17 protein-coding genes are annotated in these 20,843 nt (G+C 65.2%); 3 read left to right on the forward strand and 14 right to left on the reverse strand.

Annotated elements, in window-relative coordinates:
- Nucleotides 1–392: 392 nt before the first annotated feature.
- Nucleotides 393–1,937: a methyl-accepting chemotaxis protein gene (locus ACOCMH_RS30665; protein WP_427311328.1), complete on the reverse strand. Its 1,545-nt coding sequence runs from the start codon at nt 1,935–1,937 to the stop codon at nt 393–395.
- 115 nt (nt 1,938–2,052) lie between these two features.
- Between ACOCMH_RS30665 and ACOCMH_RS30670 the strand changes: the two genes are divergently transcribed.
- Together ACOCMH_RS30670 and ACOCMH_RS30675 are read left to right on the forward strand one after the other, a co-directional pair.
- Nucleotides 2,053–2,151: a M30 family zinc metallopeptidase gene (locus ACOCMH_RS30670; RefSeq protein ID WP_427311330.1), complete on the forward strand. Its 99-nt coding sequence runs from the start codon at nt 2,053–2,055 to the stop codon at nt 2,149–2,151.
- A gap of 112 nt (nt 2,152–2,263) precedes the next feature.
- On the forward strand, nt 2,264–2,782 hold the full coding sequence (locus ACOCMH_RS30675; RefSeq protein ID WP_427311332.1) for a GNAT family N-acetyltransferase: 519 nt from the start codon (nt 2,264–2,266) through the stop codon (nt 2,780–2,782).
- An 82-nt stretch (nt 2,783–2,864) separates the two neighbouring features.
- Here ACOCMH_RS30675 and ACOCMH_RS30680 read toward each other — a convergent pair whose 3' ends face one another.
- The 5 genes from ACOCMH_RS30680 to ACOCMH_RS30700 form a co-directional block, all read right to left on the reverse strand.
- On the reverse strand, nt 2,865–3,668 hold the full coding sequence (locus ACOCMH_RS30680) for an enoyl-CoA hydratase/isomerase family protein (protein WP_427311334.1): 804 nt from the start codon (nt 3,666–3,668) through the stop codon (nt 2,865–2,867).
- Complete coding sequence (locus ACOCMH_RS30685) at nt 3,665–4,909, reverse strand: CaiB/BaiF CoA transferase family protein (RefSeq protein WP_427311336.1); 1,245 nt, start codon at nt 4,907–4,909, stop codon at nt 3,665–3,667. The genes ACOCMH_RS30680 and ACOCMH_RS30685 overlap by 4 nt, the downstream gene beginning before the upstream one ends.
- Before the next feature lie 59 nt (nt 4,910–4,968).
- Entirely contained in the window at nt 4,969–5,934 is a 966-nt protein-coding gene (locus tag ACOCMH_RS30690) for a Bug family tripartite tricarboxylate transporter substrate binding protein (protein ID WP_427311337.1), read from the reverse strand.
- A 67-nt stretch (nt 5,935–6,001) separates the two neighbouring features.
- Nucleotides 6,002–6,934 carry a LysR family transcriptional regulator gene (locus ACOCMH_RS30695; protein WP_427311339.1) on the reverse strand — a complete coding sequence of 311 codons (933 nt, stop codon included), beginning with the start codon at nt 6,932–6,934 and terminating at the stop codon, nt 6,002–6,004.
- 430 nt (nt 6,935–7,364) lie between these two features.
- Nucleotides 7,365–7,895 (reverse strand): DUF6496 domain-containing protein, encoded by a 531-nt coding sequence (locus ACOCMH_RS30700; RefSeq protein WP_427313397.1) that lies wholly within the window; start codon nt 7,893–7,895, stop codon nt 7,365–7,367.
- 787 nt (nt 7,896–8,682) lie between these two features.
- Between ACOCMH_RS30700 and ACOCMH_RS30705 the strand changes: the two genes are divergently transcribed.
- Nucleotides 8,683–8,898: a SymE family type I addiction module toxin gene (locus tag ACOCMH_RS30705; protein WP_427311341.1), complete on the forward strand. Its 216-nt coding sequence runs from the start codon at nt 8,683–8,685 to the stop codon at nt 8,896–8,898.
- A 148-nt stretch (nt 8,899–9,046) separates the two neighbouring features.
- Here the strand turns inward: ACOCMH_RS30705 and ACOCMH_RS30710 are convergent, their stop codons facing one another.
- From ACOCMH_RS30710 to ACOCMH_RS30745, 8 genes are all read right to left on the reverse strand, one after another.
- Nucleotides 9,047–10,132 (reverse strand): hypothetical protein, encoded by a 1,086-nt coding sequence (locus ACOCMH_RS30710; protein ID WP_427311342.1) that lies wholly within the window; start codon nt 10,130–10,132, stop codon nt 9,047–9,049.
- A gap of 197 nt (nt 10,133–10,329) precedes the next feature.
- Complete coding sequence (locus ACOCMH_RS30715) at nt 10,330–11,514, reverse strand: ribonucleotide-diphosphate reductase subunit beta (RefSeq protein ID WP_427311344.1); 1,185 nt, start codon at nt 11,512–11,514, stop codon at nt 10,330–10,332.
- 153 nt (nt 11,515–11,667) lie between these two features.
- Nucleotides 11,668–14,601 (reverse strand): ribonucleoside-diphosphate reductase subunit alpha, encoded by a 2,934-nt coding sequence (locus ACOCMH_RS30720; RefSeq protein ID WP_427311346.1) that lies wholly within the window; start codon nt 14,599–14,601, stop codon nt 11,668–11,670.
- Between the two features lie 494 nt (nt 14,602–15,095).
- On the reverse strand, nt 15,096–15,716 hold the full coding sequence (gene ampD, locus ACOCMH_RS30725) for a 1,6-anhydro-N-acetylmuramyl-L-alanine amidase AmpD (protein ID WP_427311348.1): 621 nt from the start codon (nt 15,714–15,716) through the stop codon (nt 15,096–15,098).
- Complete coding sequence (locus ACOCMH_RS30730) at nt 15,713–17,362, reverse strand: sigma-54-dependent transcriptional regulator (protein WP_427311349.1); 1,650 nt, start codon at nt 17,360–17,362, stop codon at nt 15,713–15,715. Before ACOCMH_RS30730 ends, ampD begins: the two co-directional genes overlap by 4 nt.
- A 26-nt stretch (nt 17,363–17,388) precedes the next feature.
- Complete coding sequence (locus ACOCMH_RS30735) at nt 17,389–19,536, reverse strand: sensor histidine kinase (RefSeq protein ID WP_427311351.1); 2,148 nt, start codon at nt 19,534–19,536, stop codon at nt 17,389–17,391.
- Complete coding sequence (locus ACOCMH_RS30740; protein WP_427311352.1) at nt 19,533–19,844, reverse strand: PP0621 family protein; 312 nt, start codon at nt 19,842–19,844, stop codon at nt 19,533–19,535. Before ACOCMH_RS30740 ends, ACOCMH_RS30735 begins: the two co-directional genes overlap by 4 nt.
- 6 nt (nt 19,845–19,850) lie before the next feature.
- Nucleotides 19,851–20,789, reverse strand: coding sequence for a cytochrome C assembly family protein (locus tag ACOCMH_RS30745; RefSeq protein ID WP_427311354.1), 939 nt, complete (start codon nt 20,787–20,789; stop codon nt 19,851–19,853).
- Nucleotides 20,790–20,843 lie beyond the last annotated feature (54 nt).

Consider the following 20,843-nt stretch of genomic DNA (forward strand, 5'->3'; position numbering starts at 1 on the left):
TTGGATGGGCTCATGGGTGTGCAATAGATGCTGATGACACAGAATTCCCCAGCACGGCATGCGCTGTCATTGTGCGAACAGTAGATCCGTCCCCAGGCATGGCCCCTGCCTTTCGCCGCCTCGACACGCCAGCCGCGAGACTCGGCGTGGGCTAGCGCACCTTCGATTTCCTTCTTGGGGTGTTGGGCACGGGCCATCGATTTCTCCAAGGCTAGAAGCATGGTCCAAGGTTGTCAAGTGACAACCACGAACACAAGCTATCTGCGATGCAAGGGGAGAATTGTCCGGCTATGCGCCGTTCGTGGCGTTAGGACGACTCTGTAAGCACGGCCTGCTGGCAGGTACGGAATCGCCAACCAGGCGCGGCAGACGCTGTCGTCGACCACTCCGACTCACGCCACCGCCGCCGCCCCACTCAGCCGGAACACCGCCACCGCCTCGCGCAGCGCCCGCGCCTGCTCCGCCATCGACTGCGTCGCCGCCGAAGCCTGCTCGACCAGCGCGGCGTTCTGCTGCGTGACCTCGTCGAGCTGGCCGACCGCCTGGTTCACCTGCTCGATGCCATGGCGCTGCTCGCCGGACGCCGCGGCGATCTCGTTCACGAAGCGCGAAACCTGCGCCATGGCCGCCGTCATCTCTTCGATCGTGCCGCCGGCGTTGCCGACCAACGCGTGCCCGGCCGCGACGCGCTCGACCGCCACCTCGATCAACGCCTTGATTTCGCGCGACGCCACCGCGCTGCGCTGCGCGAGCGTGCGCACCTCGTTGGCGACCACGGCAAAGCCACGCCCCTGCTCGCCGGCGCGCGCCGCCTCGACGGCGGCGTTCAGCGCCAGCAGGTTGGTCTGGAACGCGATGCCTTCGATCACGCCGACGATATCGCCCACCTTGGCGGAGCGCTCGGCGATCTCCTGCATGGTGGTGACGACATGCCCCATCACATCGACACTGCGCCCCGCGATATCGCGGGCCAGCGCCGTCTGCCGGGAAACCTGTTCAATATTCTCGGCGTTGGCGCGCACGGTCAGCGTCAGCTCATCCATGCTCGCGGCGGTCTGTTCCAGCGAAGCCGCCTGCTGCTCCGTGCGTGCCGACAGGTCAAAGTTGCCGTTCGCGATCTGCGCATTGGCCGCCGCCACGCCTTCGGCATTGCGCCGCACCAGGCCGACGACATCGGACAGGCTGTGCTGCATGTCGTGCAGCGCCTGCATCAGTGCGGCGATCTCATCCTTGCCGCGCGTATCGATCGGCGTCGACAGATTTCCCCTGGCCACCGTCTGCGCCACATTCAGCGCACGGGACAGCGGTCGCGTCAGCGCGCGGCTGAACACCATCGCGCCGGCCAGCCCGCAGGCGAACGCGGCGAGCATCAGCGCATAGCTCAGCATCGCGGCGTGGCTGGCGGTCGCGGCGGTCTGCGCGGACACAGCCGCGGCGTCCGCCGCGATCAGTCGCGCGGCCTCCTGCAGCAGGCGCGCCGGCTCGCGGTCGACACCGGCCACGACGCGGTCACCCGCGGCCGGATCGAACTGCGCCGCCTTGAAGGCCTCGAGGCCGCGCCGGTAGCCCTCGCCCATCGTGGCATGCGCGCTGGTGAACTGCGCCACCAGCGCTTTCGATTTGCCATCGGGCAGGCGCCCAGCCAGCGCCGCGCCACGTGCGCGGATCGCCGACTCGCGCGCGGCAAAGGCGGCCCAGTGCGTGTCCAGCCGCGCCGTGTCGCTGCCGCGCAGGATCGTGTTCTTCCACTCCTGGATCTGCTCCTTGAAATCCACGAGCATCGCCGTAACCAGCCGTTCTTCCTCGACCCGTTCGAGCACGACATGGTTGTAGTCGTCGATCGAGCGGTTCAAGGTACTCAGGCCGTACAGCGCGCCGGCGAACATGACGATAAGCGCCGCCGCGAAAGCGAGCGGGAGTTTGACTGCGATCTTCATTACGGATTTCCGATGGGCATGGGGACACCCCAGCGCAAGCGCTGGTATGGCATGGCTCTTATCGGCAGGGAGATCGGTAAGTTGAGGAGAGTATCGGGGCCCGGCCCCGTCAAAGTTGGGCAGCTTTCCTGCCGCGCGGCGCCCCGTGAGCGGCACGTACGCAGAAGCCGTCACGGTGCCGCCCGGTACGACCTTGTCCGTGGTGGTGCGCTGAGTGCGGGGGCACGGGATCGCGTGGCCGCGCCGGATACCGCAAGTGGGTGGGACCAGCAGGCGTACACTGGTGGTAACCGGTTCGCACCCGAGCGACCGACCCAGCCTACCCCATGCCTGTGTCCGCCCTGCCGATCTACTCCGAGCGCCTGACCCTGTCACCCTTCTGCGGACACGACGCAGCTGAGGCCTGGCCCTGCATCACCCCCACGCTCGCCCGCTACATGGATTGGGACCCCGCCCCGTCGCCCGAGGCGTTTCGTGAGGTATGGCAGGCATGGCTGCCGGCCATGGAAGACGGAACTGATTTTGTTTTCACCGTCCGCCGGACCAGCGACGGTCGTTTCCTTGGCCTGGCCGGGCTGCATCATGCCGACACGCCGGCACCGGAGTTCGGCATCTGGATCCGCGAAGACGCCCATGGCCACGGCTATGGCAAGGAAGCGGTGCTTGCCGTGGCAGGATGGGCAACGGCCGCATTGCGGCCAGCGCGCTTTGTATATCCGGCCGCTGAGCAGAACTGGAAGAGCCGCCGGATTGCGGAAGCGATGGGCGGCGTCGTGGTGGACCGGCAGCCGGCGCCCAAGTTCGTGCGGGTGGTCTATTCGGTGCCGGTGAAGTCGCTGGCTTGACCCATGGGCAACAGCGACCGAAGCACGCCAGCCAGTGAACGGGCCCCACACCACCGTTCAGGGCGTCGGGCTGATCAAAAATTCACCGCCCCTTCCACACCGGCGGGCGCTTGCCAACGAACGCTTCCACCCCCTCCCGGAAGTCGTCGCTGCCATAACACTGCCGCACGAGATCGTCGGTATCGGCCACCGCCGCCACGGTCTGGCGGCGCAACGATTCCTTGATGACCGCCTGCGTCACCGGCGCCAGTGCGCCGAGCCGTTCGCACAGCCCGGCGACTTCCGCTTCCAGCGCCTCGGGCGCATGCACGCCTTCAAGAAAACCGCAGGCCAGCGCCGCATCGGCATCGAGAATCTGCGCGAGCAACAGCATGCGTCGTACCGGTTGCAGCCCCCACGCCGCGCGCAGCTTGGCCAGGTTCTGCGCGGAAAGCGTGTTGCCCAGCGTCTTCGCGATCGGCACGCCGAAGCGGGCCTTGGGCGTTGCCAGCCGGAAGTCGCACGCGGTGGCGATGGCCAGTCCACCGCCCACCGCCCAGCCTTCGACGACCGCCACGGTAGGCATCGGCAACTGCTCGACCAGCGCGATGCCTTCATCGATACGCGCTTCATACGCGACCCCGTCATCGCCGCCCGAGAACTGCCGGAACTGCGCGATGTCGGTGCCGGCGACAAAGGCCTCGCCGCCCGCGCCGCGCAGCACCACTACGCGCGCGCCGGCCGTGCCTTCCGTGGCGAGAGCGCGACAATGCTCAGCAAGCTGCCCGTACATCGCCCACGTCATCGCATTGCGCGCGGCCGGGCGGTCGAAGGTAAGCGTCGCGATAGAGCCCTGCCGTGCCAACGTGACCCGGCCTTCGACGGGTGCCTGCTGCGGGGCGCTCATGCGCCGAACGCGCCGGCTGCCGCCAGCGACTGCTGTTCGTCCTGCGACAGGCCCAGCTCGGCGAGAATCTCTCCGGTGTGCTGGCCCAGCAGCGGTGGCGGTCGCCGTACCTGCTGCGGCGTGCCGCCCATCTTCACCGCGAAGCCGATATTGGGCACCTTGCCTTCGATCGGATGATCGATCTCGATGCGCATCTGGCGGTGCTTGCCGTGATCGCTATCGAACGCCTGCGGGTAGGTCAGGATCGGCCCGGCCGGAATGCCGACTTCAAGCAGCTGCTCGATCCAGTGGTCGGCGCTCTGCTTGACGAAGCTCTCCTCCAGCGCGCCGATCAGTGCCTGCCGGTTGGCCAGGCGCAGCGCGACCGTGGCAAAGCGCTCGTTCGCGAGCAGGTCGGGCCGGTCCAGCGTATTGCACAGCAGCTGCCACAGCTTCTGATTGGTCGCTCCCATCACGAAGTAGCCATCCGCTGCCTTCATCGCCTGGTACGGCGCGCTCATGCGGTTGGCGGTACCGAGGGGCTCAGGCTCGCGCCCGGTGCCCCAATATTCGCAGGTGTCCCACACCGAGAATGCCAGCGCCGAATCGAACAGCGACGCATCGACATACTGCCCCTTGCCGGTCTCCTTCGCGCCGATATAGGCGGACAGCATGCCGTAGGTGGCAAACAGCGCGCAGCCGATATCGGCCACCGGCACACCGGCTTTCACCGGCGCGCCGCCCGGGTAGCCCGTGACGCTCATCACGCCCGACATCGCCTGCGCCATCAGGTCGAATCCGGGCCGCGTGGCCCACGGCCCGCTCTGGCCGAAGCCCGAGATGCTGCAGTAGACCAGCTTCGGGTTGATCCGGCTAAGCGTCTCGTAGTCGATGCCCAGCCGCTTCATCACGCCGGGGCGGTAGTTCTCGACCAGGATGTCCGCCGTTTCGGCCAGCCGATACAGCACGGCGCGGCCGGATTCGGTCTTCAGGTCCAGCGTGACGCTGCGCTTGTTGCGGTTCATGTTCAGGAAGCCCATGCTGTCTGGCCCCTTCATCTTGAACCCCATCGAGCCGCGCGTCTGGTCGCCGCCGTCCGGCGGCTCGATCTTGATCACGTCGGCGCCAAGGTCGGCCAGCAGCATGCAGGCGTAAGGGCCGGCCATGACCTGGCTGACGTCGAGCACGCGCACGCCGGCCAGCGGCAGGGGCGTGGCGTTGGTCTGTGCCGCTTGGGCGCCGGAGTCGCGGAAATCAGTCATCGGTTGCGTCCTGGGAAATTGGTTCGTACTGCGCGCATCGGTGCGTCGGCGCTCGGCCATCAGCTCTCAGCCTTTACGCCGGCGTCCTTGATCACCTTGGCCCATTTGATCGATTCCGCGGTGATGTAGGCGGCGAACTGCTGGTTCGATCCGCCCGAGTCCTCGGCGCCAAAGCTCTTCAGCCGCTCGGCCACGTCCGGCATGGCCAGCACGCGGTTGACGTCTTCGTTCATGCGCTGCGCCAGCGCCGGCGGCATCCCCTTCGGGCCCACCAGCCCGTACCACGACGCCGCGTCCAGGCCCGGGAAGCCCGACTCCGCCAGCGTCGGCACGCCCGGATGGCTGGCCGCGCGCTTCAGGCGCGTCTGCGCGATCGCGATCACCTTGCCCTGCTGGATAAACGGCGTGGCCGCGGTCATGGTGTCGAACGCATAGTCGATCTGGCCGCCGAGCAGGTCCGCCACCAGCGGCCCCGAGCCCTTGTACGGCACGTGCACCACGTCGATCTTCGCCTGCATCCGGAACAGCTCCAGTGCCAGGTGCTGCGCCGAGCCGATCCCCGACGAGCCGAACGAAATCTTGCCCGGGTTCTTGCGGCACAGCGCCACGATGTCCGAAACCGTGCGCACCTTCTGTTCCGGACGGCAGGTCAGCATATTGGGCGTGACCCCGACCATCGAGATCGGCGTAAAGTCCGCGCGCGGGTCGTACTTGACGTCCAGCAGCGCCGGCGCGATCGCATGGCTGTTGACATGCGCCATCAGCAGCGTGGTGCCGTCCGGCGGCTGCTTGGCCACATAGGCCGCGGCGATGGCGCCGGTCGCGCCCGGCTTGTTCTCCACCAGCACGCTGGTGTTCCACATGACGCCCAGCTTCTGCCCGATCACGCGCGCCAGCACGTCCGTGCCGCCGCCGGGCGCGAAGCCCACCACGATGCGAACCGGCCCCGCCAAATTAGCCGCGCGCGCCAGACTAGGCACCGCCAGCCCGGCCGCTGCCGCCAGAAGAAATTGTCTGCGCCGCATTGCGTGTCTCCTCTCATCGTTATGGAGCCATCTTCCGCAATGCACCCGCCCAGGGCTATCGCTATTTTCAGGATTCAGGTTTCGCGTTTTGCGCAAGCACCTGCAGCACGCTCAACGCCGCCGACGACAGCGCGCCATGCGGCCGATGGCACAGCACAAAATGCCGCACCGCCCACTCCCCCGCAATCGGCAGCCGGACAAAGCCGCTGCCGCCCGCCACCTCGCGCGCAATCGCCTCCGGCATCACCCCGCCCCCCAGGTTCTGCGCCACCAGCGCCGCAATGCTGTCGAACCCGCTCACGCGCATGCGCATGCGCAGCACCCGCCCCGCCTCTTCCGCCAGCCGCTCCAGCCCGACCGAGATCGCCGAACTCTCGCCCAGCACGATCAGGTCGCAGTCCAGCACCTCCTCCGTCGTCACCTTCTTGCGCTTCGCCAGCGCATGCCCGCGCGCCACCACCAGCACCAGCCGGTCGCTGCGATACGGTGCGGTGGGCAGGTCGACCACGCCCAGGCTGCCCTCGTAGATGCCGATATCCACCGTGCCACGGCGCAGCGATTGCTGGACTTCCTGGCTGTTCATCTCCTGCAGGTCGATGCGGACACCGGGGCATTCGGTGGCACAGCGCTGGATGTCGAACGGCAGGAACTGGATCACGGCGGACTTGGGGGCGGCGACCCGCACCACGCCGAGGTCGCCGCCGACGAACGAGGCGGCATCGTCCTGCATGCGCTGGACGGTGTGGGTGATGCCGCGTGCGTGGGCCAGCAAGGCGCGGCCGGCCTCGGTGCAAGCCATGCCGTGGGGCAGGCGCTCGAACAGGGAGACGCCGAGTTGGGATTCCAGTTCGAGGATGCGTCTTGAGGCGGCGGCTGCGGCCAGATGCAGGCGTTCGGCGCCGCGGGTGATGCTGCCTTCATCGGCTACGGCGATGAAGAGCTGGATGGTGGTGAGGTCGAAATGGAGACGGGGTTGGCGTGAGTGGGCGGGGGACGTCACGGCGGGCGTTATTGGGGCGAGCTTTGGATAGGAGTTGGAGGAACCGGCACGGGCAAATTGAGCAGCGACTGCTGCGCGTGCCGGGCCATCTTCCGCTCAACGTCGCGCCTGGGCAATTGCGGGTTTCCCATGTGCCGATCGACGAACCTCAATGGTGTCGCATCCTAACTTGCTCACTCATAGCGCGGCATACCGAGGCAACAAATCCTGATCAGCTAGCCGAATCTCGATTGCGTTTGCCACACGAACATGCTCGGGGTTGAGTTCAGAGAATGGCTCGTCGGTGATGCTAATCACGAGACCGCACTGCAAACGAAGCCTGTCGCATCGAGCACGAAGTGGTGGCGCAAAGCGGGAAGCAGATTCTGTAGGGCGAGCCCAAGAGCGAGGCGTGGCGACGCGCCCGCCCCTCCACGCACAAAACACCTGACTAACGAGGCTTCTTGTCTGCTCGCTTGTTCGCTGCACGGGTGCGCGCTGCCTTTTGGGCCGCTTCAGAGCGGCCCGCTGCGCCCTTTGTCTTGGCCGCCTTCTCGGCGGCCGCGGAGCGATCTGCCGCGGTACGCTTGCTAGCAGCACGCTTGGCCTGGGCTGACAGTGCCTGAGGCGAGGCCCCGGCCGTGCTCTCTCGCTTGAGCGCCTTGATAGCGGCGCTGCGACGCTTGGCCGTGCTTTCGGAACTAGGCCGCCTTGGCGCCTTTTCGCTGGCACTCTTGGCTGTGAGCTTGGCCGCACTCTTGGCCGTCGCGGATTTGGAACCAGCCTTAGGGGGCAGGTCGACGCCCGCGCGGCGCGCTTCCGACAAGCCGATGGCGATGGCCTGCTTGGCCGAGCGCACGCCATGCTTGCCATGGCGAACGGCTTCGATCTCGTCACGGACAAAATGACTTGCCTGGGTGTTCGCCGATTTCCCCGCCCGCTTGTCCGCCTTTGCCTGCGCAATGCTGGATGCTTTTGGCATGATCGTCTCCATGATGTTCGCCGAAGTTGTTGAACCGAGGCATATGCCGTGCCAAGCTTCTAGGTGGTGGATACCGTCACTCATGAAGGAAAGCCTCGTTGCATCAGCCTGCGACAAGTGCACTCCGTGCGAAGAATCTACAAGTGGTTGGCTAAGGCATCGTTTGCCCGTTACTGGCGCCGGAAAACACTTGGGATAGCCGAACATCAACTTGCGCATGTTCTGGCAGGGCATGCCGACTTCATCGGCAATATCGGTGAGCCCACTAGACCGGCACCGCTCCGATCAGCGGACGGCATGGGGGGCCGGACCCGGTAAGGGCGCTCGCCATGGCCGCCTTCTCTGAATATGCCTCACGGACGACTGACAACGCCACGCGTCCTGGCAGGCCGGTACCCACGAGTGCTTCATCACAGCTTGCCTCGCCCAGGCGTTCGACCCGTGTTTCGATGTCGTGGATCTTCTGGGAGAAGGATGCTTTCGCCGCCCATGAGCTAGGTGCCAGGGAACGACGTCAGACCGTGGCTTGCGGTACCGCAATGCAGAGTTGTCTCATTGGCGGCAGTATCCGCAATCCTTAGCCTAGCTATCGGTGCTGAACACACCCCCCGCAGCGTTGCCACGTCCGACAGTCGTGGCGTGTCTTCCATAGCTTTCTGCTAAGGCCGGGCAGCGCGCATCGATACAAGACCCGAAAGGGGAAACATGCGGGCCGATCTGCGGGCGGTGTTCAAGTGCCCGGCCGCCCGGTTTGCACGGGCGAATCCAAATTTTGTTGGAGTTCGCTATGCGAAAAAACTCTTCCTCTGCGCACGTGCGCACATTCACTACCAGCTACCGGCATTTCCGCGTCAAGGCAACTGAAGGTAATCGCTATAGTGGGATGCGATGCGTTCCATGGATTCGACTAGGCGGCGTATGGTTGGAACGCGCTGGCTTCAAGATCGGGCAAGCGCTCAAAGTGGAAGTACGGAACAAGGTTGTCGTGATTTGGTCGGAGTAGCCGCAGCGGGTAGGGATTCGTAGCTACTTTTTTAGCTGCGAATCCCCAAATATTGCCAGCGACAAAGGAGACCAAAATAGGCAATCGCAAGCGATGGCGCGGATTGACAAAAGCAAAGGACAAGCCTCCCCGATTGGGCTGCAAATCTCTATGCTTCTTCTTTACTGTCCTGTTCGGCCAAGGCTATCTCAACCGACTTGCCTGCTGTATCCTTCCAAATACGACGAAGAGCGACGCCTTCCAAAATAGGGCTGGATCTCATCTTTTCCTTAGCAGATTTATCAGAGTTAGTCATACCCGCCATCTTCGAGTACTCGTAAAAAATACCCTTATTTTGTGCGAGAGTCCTATCAAAATGCTCGAACGTAAAGTCAATATTAATTGGCTGATAATCGTGTCGCTCCTGCACACCAATTGGCTGACCGAAGCGCTCGATATATAGAACAGAGTTGTGCTTGAGCGTTGCAATCTTAAATTTTAACGGCGTATCCTTGCAAAGCCGATGAATGTAGTCAGCAACGAATGGCTGATCCGCTCTATTGAGATGATAGAAATCATCAATTTGAACAAAGACGGCTTTTAATTTTCCAGATATTTTGAAAAAATCTCGAATCTTTGCCTTGTACCCCGGAAGATTGTGATTCAGGCGCTGCAACTTGTTTTCGTTGTGCGTGTATTTCTGCTCTATATCCGAAGAAGTTTTAAACAGCTTCTCCTGCGACATACTCGCATTTACCTCGATCGCCTCAACTTTCCCGCCAGCTTTAAGCGCAGCGGAATTCTTATCTTCTTGCTGATTGCTAGCGTTTGTTTTGACATCGATGGTCTGCTCGTCCGGCGACGAGCGCAACTCTGCAAGACTAGAGCGCAGATCATTAAGCGTGCTCTTTAAAGCCTTACTTTTACCAAACCACCCCAAGAGATTTCTGTCCAGCTCATTAAAGATAGCCTCGAGCAACTCGATGAGAACGTTCGGAAACGAATGATGCTTGAAATCCTCGCAATTTACATAAATTGCCCGCACTTCCCTTGGTAACTCGCGACGGGAATGATGCAGCAACAGCGTTTTACCACAGCCGCGACGAGCAAAAATACAATGACTCTGCTTTGCAGCCACATCACTAACAGTATGGCCAGTACTGATGTAGTCCACACGATCGTTGTTGAGTTGCGTGCGGAGATTTTCGTTAATAATGTCGCGTAGTTTAAGGAGCTTTTTATCTTGCGCCGTCATCAATGGACTCCACTAATCTGTAGTTTTTTTATTGAAAAGACCTATAACCCAACAAACAAGAAATTCTAACGAGATCGATTCCTGCCCGTATAAAAAAAGGCGCGGCGATCAACGAATCGCCACACCTCATTAGCAGAAAAGTCGACATGCGAGCTTGTGCGGTGGAATCGACCTTTACCTCACCGTCATTATCCTTTTCAATCCCAGCTCAACGCCCCACCCGTCTGATATTCAATCACACGCGTCTCAAAGAAGTTGCGTTCCTTCTTCAAGTCAATCATCTCAGACATCCACGGGAACGGATTCTCTTCGTTCGGGAACAGCTGATCCAGCCCAATCTGCTGGCACCGCCGATTGCAGATAAAGCGCAGATACGACTTGAACATCGGCGCATTCAGCCCCAACACCCCACGTGGCATCGTGTCCTCAGCGTACCGATACTCCAGATCAACAGCCTTCTTGAACAACTCCGTAATCTCAGCCTTAAACTCAGCCGTCCAAAGATGCGGATTCTCCAGCTTGATCTGGTTAATCAGGTCAATCCCAAAATTGCAGTGCAGCGACTCATCCCGGAGGATGTACTGATACTGCTCCGCAGCCCCAGTCATCTTGTTCTGCCGCCCCATCGCCAGGATCTGCGTGAAGCCCACATAGAAGAACAGCCCTTCCATGATGCAGGCGAACACGATCAGCGACTTCAGCAGCTTCTGGTCGTTTTCCGGCGTGCCGGTCTTGAACGACGGGTCGGTCAGCGTGTCGATGAACGGGATCAGGAACTCGTCCTTGTCGCGGATCGACTGCACTTCGTGGTACGCGTTGAAGATCTCGGCTTCGTTCAGGCCCAGCGATTCAACGATGTACTGGTAGGCGTGCGTGTGGATGGCCTCTTCAAAGGCCTGGCGCAGCAAGTACTGGCGGCATTCCGGCGCGGTGATCTGGCGGTAGGTGCCCAGCACGATGTTGTTGGCGGCCAGCGAGTCGGCGGTGACGAAGAAGCCGAGGTTGCGCTTGATGATGCGGCGCTCGTCTTCGGTCAGGCCGTTGGGGTCTTTCCACGTCGCGATGTCGCGCGACATGTTGATTTCCTGCGGCATCCAGTGGTTGGCGCAGCCGGCCAGGTACTTTTCCCACGCCCACTTGTACTTGAACGGGACCAGCTGGTTGACGTCGGTCGAGCCGTTGATGACGCGCTTGTCGGCGGCGTTAACGCGGCGGTTGCTTTGCGCGGCGGCGGCGTTGGGGTTGTTGCCCAGGATGCCGGCTTGCGTGGCGCTCGGCGGCAGGACGCCTTGCTGGTCAGCCGTGACGGCGGCAGCGGGTTGCAGGGCAGGCTGCGGTGCGGCCTGCGGGGTGGCTTGAACGTCGTCGTCCCAGCTCAGCATGATTGGTCCTCCGTGATTCGGTTGGGGGGGCGCGGTGGTTGGTCAGGTTTGACGCTTTACTTCGTTGATGCGCCGGCCCTCACCCCCGCCCCTCTCCCGCGAGCGGGAGAGGGGAGCAAACCGGGGGTTGTTTTTACTCTCTGGTTCTTCGCCTTACTGGCACGCTTCGCACTCTTCGAACCCAGGATCACCCGGGCGCATCGTGCAGACCGCGCCTTCGGCTTCCGGCATGGCCGGGGCCGATGCGGCGGCTGCGTCCAGGGACGACGTGCTGTCGCTACCCGACGACACCGCGTTCAGCGAGCCGCGCGACACGGTGGACTTCTCCACGTGGGTGGCAGCCATGGTGCGCAGGTAGTAGGTGGTCTTCAGGCCGCGCAGCCAGGCCAGCTTGTAGGTATCGTCCAGCTTCTTGCCGGAGGCGCCGGCCATGTAGATGTTCAGGGACTGGGCCTGGTCGATCCACTTCTGGCGGCGGCTGGCGGCTTCGACCAGCCAGGTCGGCTCGACTTCGAACGCGGTGGCGTAGATGTCGCGCAGGTCTTGCGGAATACGGTCGATGCGGGCCAGCGAGCCGTCGAAGTACTTCAGGTCGGCAACCATCACTTCGTCCCACAGGCCGCGTTCCTTCAGGTCGCGCACCAGATAGTCATTGACCACGGTGAACTCGCCCGACAGGTTGGACTTGACGTACAGGTTCTGGAAGGTCGGCTCGATGCACGCGGACACGCCGATGATGTTCGAAATGGTCGCGGTCGGGGCGATCGCGATGCAGTTCGAGTTGCGCATGCCGTGCTGCTTGATGCGGGCGCGCAGGCTGTCCCAGTCCATGGTGCTGGACAGGTCCACTTCCAGGTAGCCGCCGCGCTCTTCGGCCAGCAGCTTGAGCGAATCCTGCGGCAGGATGCCGCGGTCCCACAGCGAGCCGGTGTAGGTCTCGTAGCGGCCACGCTCTTCGGCCAGCTCGGTGGAGGCCTGGTAGGCGTAGTAGCACACGGCTTCCATCGAGGTGTCGGCGAACTTCACCGCAGCGTCGCTGGCGTACGGGGTGCGCAGCACGTGCAGGCAGTCCTGGAAGCCCATGATGCCCATGCCGACCGGACGGTGGCGCAGGTTGGAATTGCGGGCCTTTTCGACAGCGTAGTAGTTGATGTCGATGACGTTGTCGAGCATCCGCATGGCGGTGCGGATGGTCTTCTGCAGCTTGGCGTGGTCAAGCGCGTAAGAGCCATCGGCCTGTTTGGCCAGATGAGCGACGAGGTTGACCGAGCCCAGGTTGCAGACGGCGATCTCGCTGTCATTGGTGTTGAGCGTGATTTCCGTGCACAGGTTGGAGCTGTGCACCACGCCGACGTGCTGCTGCGGGCTGCGGATGTTGCACGGATCCTTGAAGGTGATCCACGGGTGGCCGGTTTCGAACAGCATGCCCAGCATCTTGCGCCACAGTTGCAGCGCGGGCAGCTTCTTGAACAGCTTCAGTTCGCCGCTGGCGGCCTTGGCTTCATAGCCCAGGTAGGCCTTCTCGAATTCCTTGCCGACCTTGTCGTGCAGGTCCGGGCAGGTGGCGGGCGAGAACAGGGTCCACTCGCCGCCTTCCATCACGCGCTTCATGAACAGGTCCGGAATCCAGTTGGCCGTGTTCATGTCATGGGTGCGGCGGCGGTCGTCGCCGGTGTTCTTGCGCAGCTCCAGGAATTCTTCGATGTCCAGGTGCCACGTTTCCAGGTAGGCGCAGACCGCGCCCTTGCGCTTGCCGCCCTGGTTCACAGCGACGGCGGTGTCGTTCACCACCTTCAGGAACGGCACCACGCCTTGCGACTTGCCGTTGGTGCCCTTGATGTGCGAGCCGAGCGCGCGCACGTTGGTCCAGTCATTGCCCAGGCCGCCGGCAAACTTGGACAGCAGCGCGTTTTCCTTCAGCGCTTCGTAGATGCCTTCCAGGTCGTCCGAGACGGTGGTCAGGTAGCACGACGACAGCTGCGAGCGGCGGGTGCCGGAATTGAACAGCGTCGGCGTGGACGACATGAAGTCGAACGACGACAGCAGCTGGTAGAACTCGATGGCGCGCGCTTCGCGGTCCTTCTCGTTCAACGCCAGGCCCATGGCGACGCGCATGAAGAAGGCTTGCGGCATTTCGATGCGGGTTTCATCGATATGCAGGAAGTAGCGGTCGTACAGGGTCTGCAGGCCCAGGTAGTTGAACTGGAAGTCGCGGCCGGCGTCCAGCGCGGCGCCCAGGCGGGCGAGGTCGAAGGTGGCCAGCTTTTCGTCGAGCAGTTCGGCTTCGATGCCGCGCGCGATGAACTTCGGGAAGTATTCGGCGTAGCGGGCCGACATCTCCGACTGGGTCACTTCGGTGCCCAGGATTTCCTTGCGGATGGTGTGCAGCAGGATACGGGCGGTGACCTGGCTGTAGTCCGGGTCTTTTTCGATCAGGGTACGCGCGGCCAGGATGGCGGAGTCGTACACCTGCGTCATCGGCACGCCTTCGTACAGGTTCTTCAGCGTTTCCTTCAGGATCGGCTCGGCGCTGACGGCCTTGCCCAGGCCGGAGCAGGCGTTGTCGATCAGGGCGTGCAGTGCGGCGACGTCCAGCGGCTTGGTCACGCCGGCATCGGTCACGTTAACGCTGATGCCGCCTTCCTGCACGCGGGCCACGGCCTGGGCGTTGGCCTGGGCGCGCTCGTCCTTGCGCTTCTCGCGGTACAGCACGTAGGCGCGGGCCACTTCATGCTCGCCCGAGCGCATCAGCGACAGCTCGACCTGGTCTTGCACGTCTTCGATATGGATGGCGCCACCGCTCGGGCGGCTGCGCACCAGTGCGCGCACCACGTTGTCGGTCAGCTGCTCGACGATCTCGCGCACGCGCGCCGAGGCCGCGCCCTGCCCGCCGTTGACGGCGAGGAAGGCCTTGGTCATGGCGACGGCGATCTTGGACGGCTCGAACGCCACCACGGCACCGTTGCGACGAATGATCTTGTGGTCCGGGTAGTTCGTATTGGCGGCGTTGGCGGGGGTCTGCTGCGCGGTCGGTGCGATACCGGCGGCGGCGCCACCCGTGGTGATTTCGTTCTGGGCCGTTTGCATGAGAACTCCTGTTTTTTACCCTGGAAATAAGAGACAAAAGAGCCCCTGGCGAAATGCGGCGAGAAAGAACGTCCCTCCCGGCTCGAAAGTGGGGGCGGACAGACTGCCTTTACGTGAACATTTCGCCAGGGACTCTTGTGATTCGCAGGCCTTGCAGGGAGGTTTGCAGTCGATGCGCGAACTTCGCGGCTGCTGCCTCGCCTGGGGCCGGCTCCCCGGTTTGACTACTAGATATAGTGGGTGATGCGGAAAACTGGGCTAAGTATAGTGAAAGGAATCCGAATGACCAGTCTTGACAACCGCTATTTGGGGCGCGCCGGCGCCTGTGCGGCAGCGCCACATGCCCGCAAGCCTAGTACGCGCAAGGGTTTCGGCCAGACCGTTCGCAACTGCACATTTCACAAAAATTTTTTTGATTGTTGCGAGGTTGCGATAGCCCCACACCGACGTGGGGCATGTGCGCCGGAATGGAGCGCGTACGGCGCCGAATGACGTTAGGAATTCGTCACCTGCCCCGCGGCGCCGGGGCACTGGTAAGGCAACATTGCGGGGACCACCCCTGCCTGCCTGGCAAACCGCGCCCAGTCGAAATGCGGGCCGGGATCGGTCTTGCGGCCCGGGGCGATATCGCTGTGGCCGGCAATCGCGCGCACCGGATAGGCGGCCATCAGCGCGGGCACCAGCGTGGCCACGGTGTCGTACTGGGCCAGCGTGAACGGCAGGTCGTCGCAGCCTTCGATTTCGATGCCGATGGAAAAATCATTGCAGCGCGCGCGCCCGAAGAAATCTGACTGCCCGGCATGCCAGGCCCGCTGGGTGCACGGCACGAACTGCACCAGCTCGCCGGTGCGGGTGACCAGGAAGTGCGCGGACACCTGGACCTGGTGGATGGTGGCAAAGAACGGATGCTTGCCGGGATCGAGCCGGTTCTGGAAGAAGGCCTCGATGTCGCCGCTGCCGAACTGGCCGGGGGGCAGGCTGATGTTGTGCAGCACCACCAGGTCCACCGGCATGCCGTCCGGGCGCGCGTCGAAGTTGGGCGACGGAACGCGGCGCGCGGCGGCAACCCAGCCGTCGGCATCAGGCAGATAGGGGGAACGCGCGGGCGCGGTCATGTCGTTCCCTCGCCTTCCGCTGGGCCGCGGTCGGCGGCATCCATGGCTTCGCGGATGCCCAGTTGCTGGATGCGGTAGCGCAGCTGGCGCAGGTTCAGGCCCAGCAATGGCGCGGCTGCGGTGCGATTGAAATTAGTCTGCGCCAGCGCCTGCAGGATCAGCTCGCGCTCGACGGCCTCGAGCCTGGCCGGCAGGTCGATCGGGAACACGATGCCGCGGCAGGCGCGCTCGGCAGGGTCGCCGGCGGGCTCGCGTTCGGGTGTTGCTGCGGTGGCAGTTGCTGCCGCCGGTGGCGGCTCAGCCTGAACCGGCGCGGGCGTGGCGGGTGCCGGCACGACCGGGACGCCCGCAGTGCCCCACGCGGCGTAAGCAGCGTAAGCGGGAGGCGGCACCGGCTGCGGCACCATCGCGGGCACCGGCGGGTGCAGCAGCCCGGCGTGTCCGGCGCCGGCGTCCAGCGGGCCCAGGTCGGCCAGCTCGATGTCTTCGCTTTCGGCAAACGCGTAGGCGCGCTCGAGCAGGTTTTCCAGTTCGCGCACATTGCCGGGAAACGGATAGGCCACCAGCCGCTGCAGCGCCGCCTGCGACAGCCGCTTCGGGTGCGCATCGCCGTAGCGCACCGCCAGGTGGTCCAGGATGGCGCGCGCCAGCACCGGGATATCTTCGCCGCGCTCGCGCAGCGTGGGCATGCGCAGCGCCAGCACGTTCAGGCGGTAATACAGGTCTTGCCGGAACTGCCCTGCCGCCACCATCGCGGCCAGGTCCTTGTGGCTGGCGCACATCACGCGCACGTCGACGGCGTCTTCGCGGCTGGCGCCGATCTTGCGCACGCGGCGCTCCTGCAAAGCGCGCAGCAGCTTGACCTGCATCGGCAGCGGCAGGTCGGCCACCTCGTCGAGCAGCAGCGTGCCGCCGTTGGCGGCCTGGAAGAAGCCGCCGCGCTCGGCGTCGGCGCCGGTGAAGGCGCCCTTGACGTGGCCGAAGAACTCGGACTCCATCAGGTTCTCGGGGATGGCGCCGCAGTTGACCGCGACAAACGGATGCGCGGCGCGCGCGCTGGTGGCATGGATGGCGCGCGCGGCGCGCTCCTTGCCGCTGCCGGATTCGCCGCTGATCACCACCGGCGCCATGCTGCGCGCCAGCCGCGACAGCGAGCGGCGCACCTCCTGCATCGCCGCGGAATGGCCGGGCAGCAGCGCCGCAGCGCGGTCGGCGGCCTGCTCCGCCGCCACGGCGGCGTCGGCATCGGCGCTCTCGCGCGGCGGGCGCCCCAGCGCATTCAGCACCAGGCTGCGCAACTGCTCCAGCGACACCGGCTTGGCGATGTAGTCGAAGGCGCCGGCCTTGAGCGCTTCCACGGCGTTGTCGGCGCTGCCGTAGGCGGTGATCACCGCCACCGGGATGCGTTCGGGCGCGGCCGACAGCTGGCGCACGATCTCGATGCCCAGCCCGTCGCCCAGGCGCATGTCGGTCAGCACCAGGCTGTAGCGGCCCTGCGCCAGCTTGTCGCGCGCCTCGGCCAGCGAGCCGGCCAGCACCACGTCATGGCCCATGCGGCGGATCGAGATGTCCAGCAGCTCGCGCAGGTCGGCCTCGTCGTCGATGACCAGGATGGGGTCGGGCGCGCGGGACGTTCGGGATGGCATGGGGCAGTGGCGGGATGGAGGACGGTTCAGGCGGCGGCCGCCGCGGCGGCTTCGGCGCTCTCGATGCGCAGCGTCAGCACGAAGGCCTTGGCCGGCAGTGTAGCGCGCGCGGCGGGGGCCAGCATGCCGGTGCGCTCGATCAGCGCCGGCAGCGAGATGGCGCCGTAGCGCACCTGGGCGTCATTGGCGCCGCACAGCTCGCGCGCCATGAACAGGCCCAGCCCGGTGCCCTGGGCATTACTGGTGAAGAACGGCTCGAACAGGCTGCGCTGGTGTTCGCGCGCCACCTCGGCGCCGTCGTTCCAGACGATCAGCTCGGCATGGTGCTGGTCCAGCGCATGGGCCAGCAGCCGTATCGAGCCCGGCAGGCGGCTGCAATAGCGCCAGGCGTTGTCCAGCAGGTTGCCCAGCACCTGCTGCAGCTGCGCGGCGTCGAACACCACCGGCTGGGCCACGTCGACGGTCAGGCGGATGGCATTGGCGTTGATGTCGGCGCGGCCCGCCGGGCGGGTCTCGCCGGCGCGCGGGCGGCGCTGGTGCATTTCGGCGCGCCAGCGCTCGACGATCTCCGGCAGCGCCTGCGTCAGGTGCACGGTGCTGCGGCCGGTGCGCGGCCGGCGCGACATCTGCAGCACGTCCGACACGACCTGGTCCAGCCGGCGCACGTTGTCGTGGATGATGCGCAGCAGGCGGGCGTCGATATCGACATCGGCCCCGCCGGGCTCCCGCGCGTCCGGGTCGTGCCGGCCGGAATCGCCGAGCAGCTCGCTGGCCTGGCTGATCGCCGCCAGCGGGTTGCGGATCTGGTGCGCGATGCTGGCCACCAGCCGGCCCATGGCAGCCAGCTTTTCCTGCTGCACCTGCTCGGCAATGCGTTCCCAGCTTTCGATATGGACCAGCACGGTGTCGCGCATCTCGCTGCGCAGCAGCGCTTCGTCCTCCTGCGACCACGCCATCGCCTCGTTCTGCGCAATGGCCAGGCGCAGGCGCCCGGCGGCTTCCGGCGACAGTTCATTCCAGGCGGCGGTGTCCAGCGCGGCCGGCACGGTGCGGCCATGCGCCATGGTCGAGCGCAGCCCGGCCAGGCCCGGCAGCACGAAGCGCAGGCGCAGCCGGGTATGCTGCATGGTGCCGTCGGCCAGCGCGGGGCCCGAGGCCATCGGCAGCAGCTGCAGGATGCGCGGCACATCGTCCTTGCTGCGCAGCCAGTCGCGCAGCATTTCCATCAGCGGCTGCAGGCGCGGGATGCGGCGCAGGTCGAACAGCACGGTATCGCCGCCGCCCCGCACGGCTTCGCCACCCGGCGCACCGCCCAGCTTGCGCGAGTAGATGCGCTCATGCGGTTGCACGCCCAGCAGCACCACTGCGGCGGGATTGGCGGCCACCACCGCGCCGTTGGCGCGCACCAGCATCACGCCGTCCTGCATATCGTTGACCATCAGCCGGTTGACCAGCTGCTGCAGGCGCAGCTCCTGCTCGCGCGCCAGCGCCAGACGCTCCTGCGCGATCTGGCGGTTGGCCAGCATATACATCAGCAGCGCGGCGATCATGAACACCAGGCCGAACAGGCCCGAGCCCAGCAGCCCGGCATCGGCCTGGCGCAGCAGGATGGTATGCATGAACGGGCCGCTCATCACCACCAGCGCGGAGATTGCGGCGGCAAACAGCGCGAATAGCAGGCTGGTCAGCGCGCCCGCTTCCAAAGCGGGCACCAGGAAGATCATGGCCAGGCCATCGGCCTGGCCGCCCTGCCCCAGCACGCTGAAGACCAGCGCCAGCAGCGCCAGGTCGGCCAGCACCTGCACGCGCACGCGCAGATGGAAATGCCGGCGCCACAGCGTCCCGGCCAGCATCGCCAGCGCAATGCCCAGGTAAGGCACGGCGACGGCCATGGCCGCGGCATGCTCGATCCCGCCCATGGCCTCCAGGCCAAAGGGCAAGGCCGGGATCGCGGCAGTGATGGGGGAAGCCGCCGTGCTGGCGGCGCCGGGGATCGGCTCGCCGCGCCGCATCAGCGCAAAGCCGACCAGCAGCAGCCCGACGGCAACGCGGGTCCAGCAGAAATAGCGCAGCAGGCGCCAGTGGAAGTCAGGCGGCTCGGGCTGGCGCCACAGCTGCGCCAGGCCGCGCCAGGCGTTCAGCCGCTGCCAGGCCGAGGGCGCCGGCCCGGTCATGGGCGCGGGCCGCTGCTGCCGTCGCCGCTGCCGTTGCTGCCTTCGGTCCGGCTTTCGTCAGGCAGGTGGCTGCGCCGGCAGTAGTGCAGGCCGCGCCAGGCAATGGCGTCGCCCTGCGGCAGGTGCACCCCGCACTGGGCGCACTGGACCATGCGCTCGGCGCTGGCGTCGGGCGTGCCGGCGGCGGCGTGCGCGCTGGCTTCGCGGGCCTGGCGGTCGCGATGCTCGGCCAGGCGGGCCTCGGCGCGGGCGCGCAGCCACCAGAAGACACCCAGCACCACGGCCAGCAGGATCAGGATACGTGCCATGAAAAATCAGAGCCGGTGCAAGACGACTTCAATCACGAAACGGCTGCCGACATAGGCCAGCAGCAGGATGCCGAACGAGGCGATGACCCAGCGCAACGCCACCTTGCCGCGCCAGCCCCGGAAGATGCGCCCGGCCAGGATGCCGCCGAACATGGCCCACGAGATCAGCGCGAACACCGTCTTGTGGTCCAGCCGGAACGCGCGCCCGAACAGCTCTTCGGAGAACAGCAGGCCCGAGCCGATGGTCAGCGTCAGCAGCACGAAGCCGGCGCCGATCAGCCGGAACAGCAGCTTTTCCAGCGTCAGCAACGGCGGCAGCAGGTCCAGCCAGCGCCCCAGCCACTGGCTGGGCTGCTGTTGGGGGGTCCGTGCCGGCGCATGCCGGAACCCGTGCAGGCGCCGCTCGGCCAGCAGCATCAAGAAGGCGTGGAACGCCGCCAGCGTGAACAGCCCGTAAGCCACGTTGGCGATGATGAAATGCAGCTTGAACAGCGGCCGCGCCGCGTAGCCCAGGATCTGCGAGCCGGGAAACGCCAGCGGCATCAAGCTGGCCACCAGCGCCACCGGGATCACGATCAGGCCCAGCCCCGCCAGCGAGAAGAAGAAACTCTCGATCCAGTAGATGCCCACGCCCAGCCACAGCATGGCCGACAGCGCAAAGGCAAAGCCGAACATCATGCGCTCGGCCGGGAAGATGGTTTCATGCAGCAGCATGCCGTGGCTGGCCAGCGCCGCCAGCATCAGCACGTGCCACCAGGCGGGGCGCCCTTCGCCGTGCGCGCCGCCCGCGGGCGGGACGGGGCCGCCGCCCGCCACCAGCACCGCGGTGGCAGACCCGCCGGCCGGGCCGGCAGCCGCCGCCACGCGCGGATGGCGCGTGGCCCAGCCGTGCCAGGCCAGGCCGCAATAGAGAAGTGCCGTCAGGGCATACAGTACAATGACCATTTACGCAGTTTACCTTAGTGCCCACGGCCGGTGGCGGCCCGCTTGAACCGGTGT

The organism is Cupriavidus sp. H39 (assembly GCF_050271075.1).
In the GTDB taxonomy this organism is placed as follows: Bacteria; Pseudomonadota; Gammaproteobacteria; order Burkholderiales; family Burkholderiaceae; genus Cupriavidus; species Cupriavidus necator_B.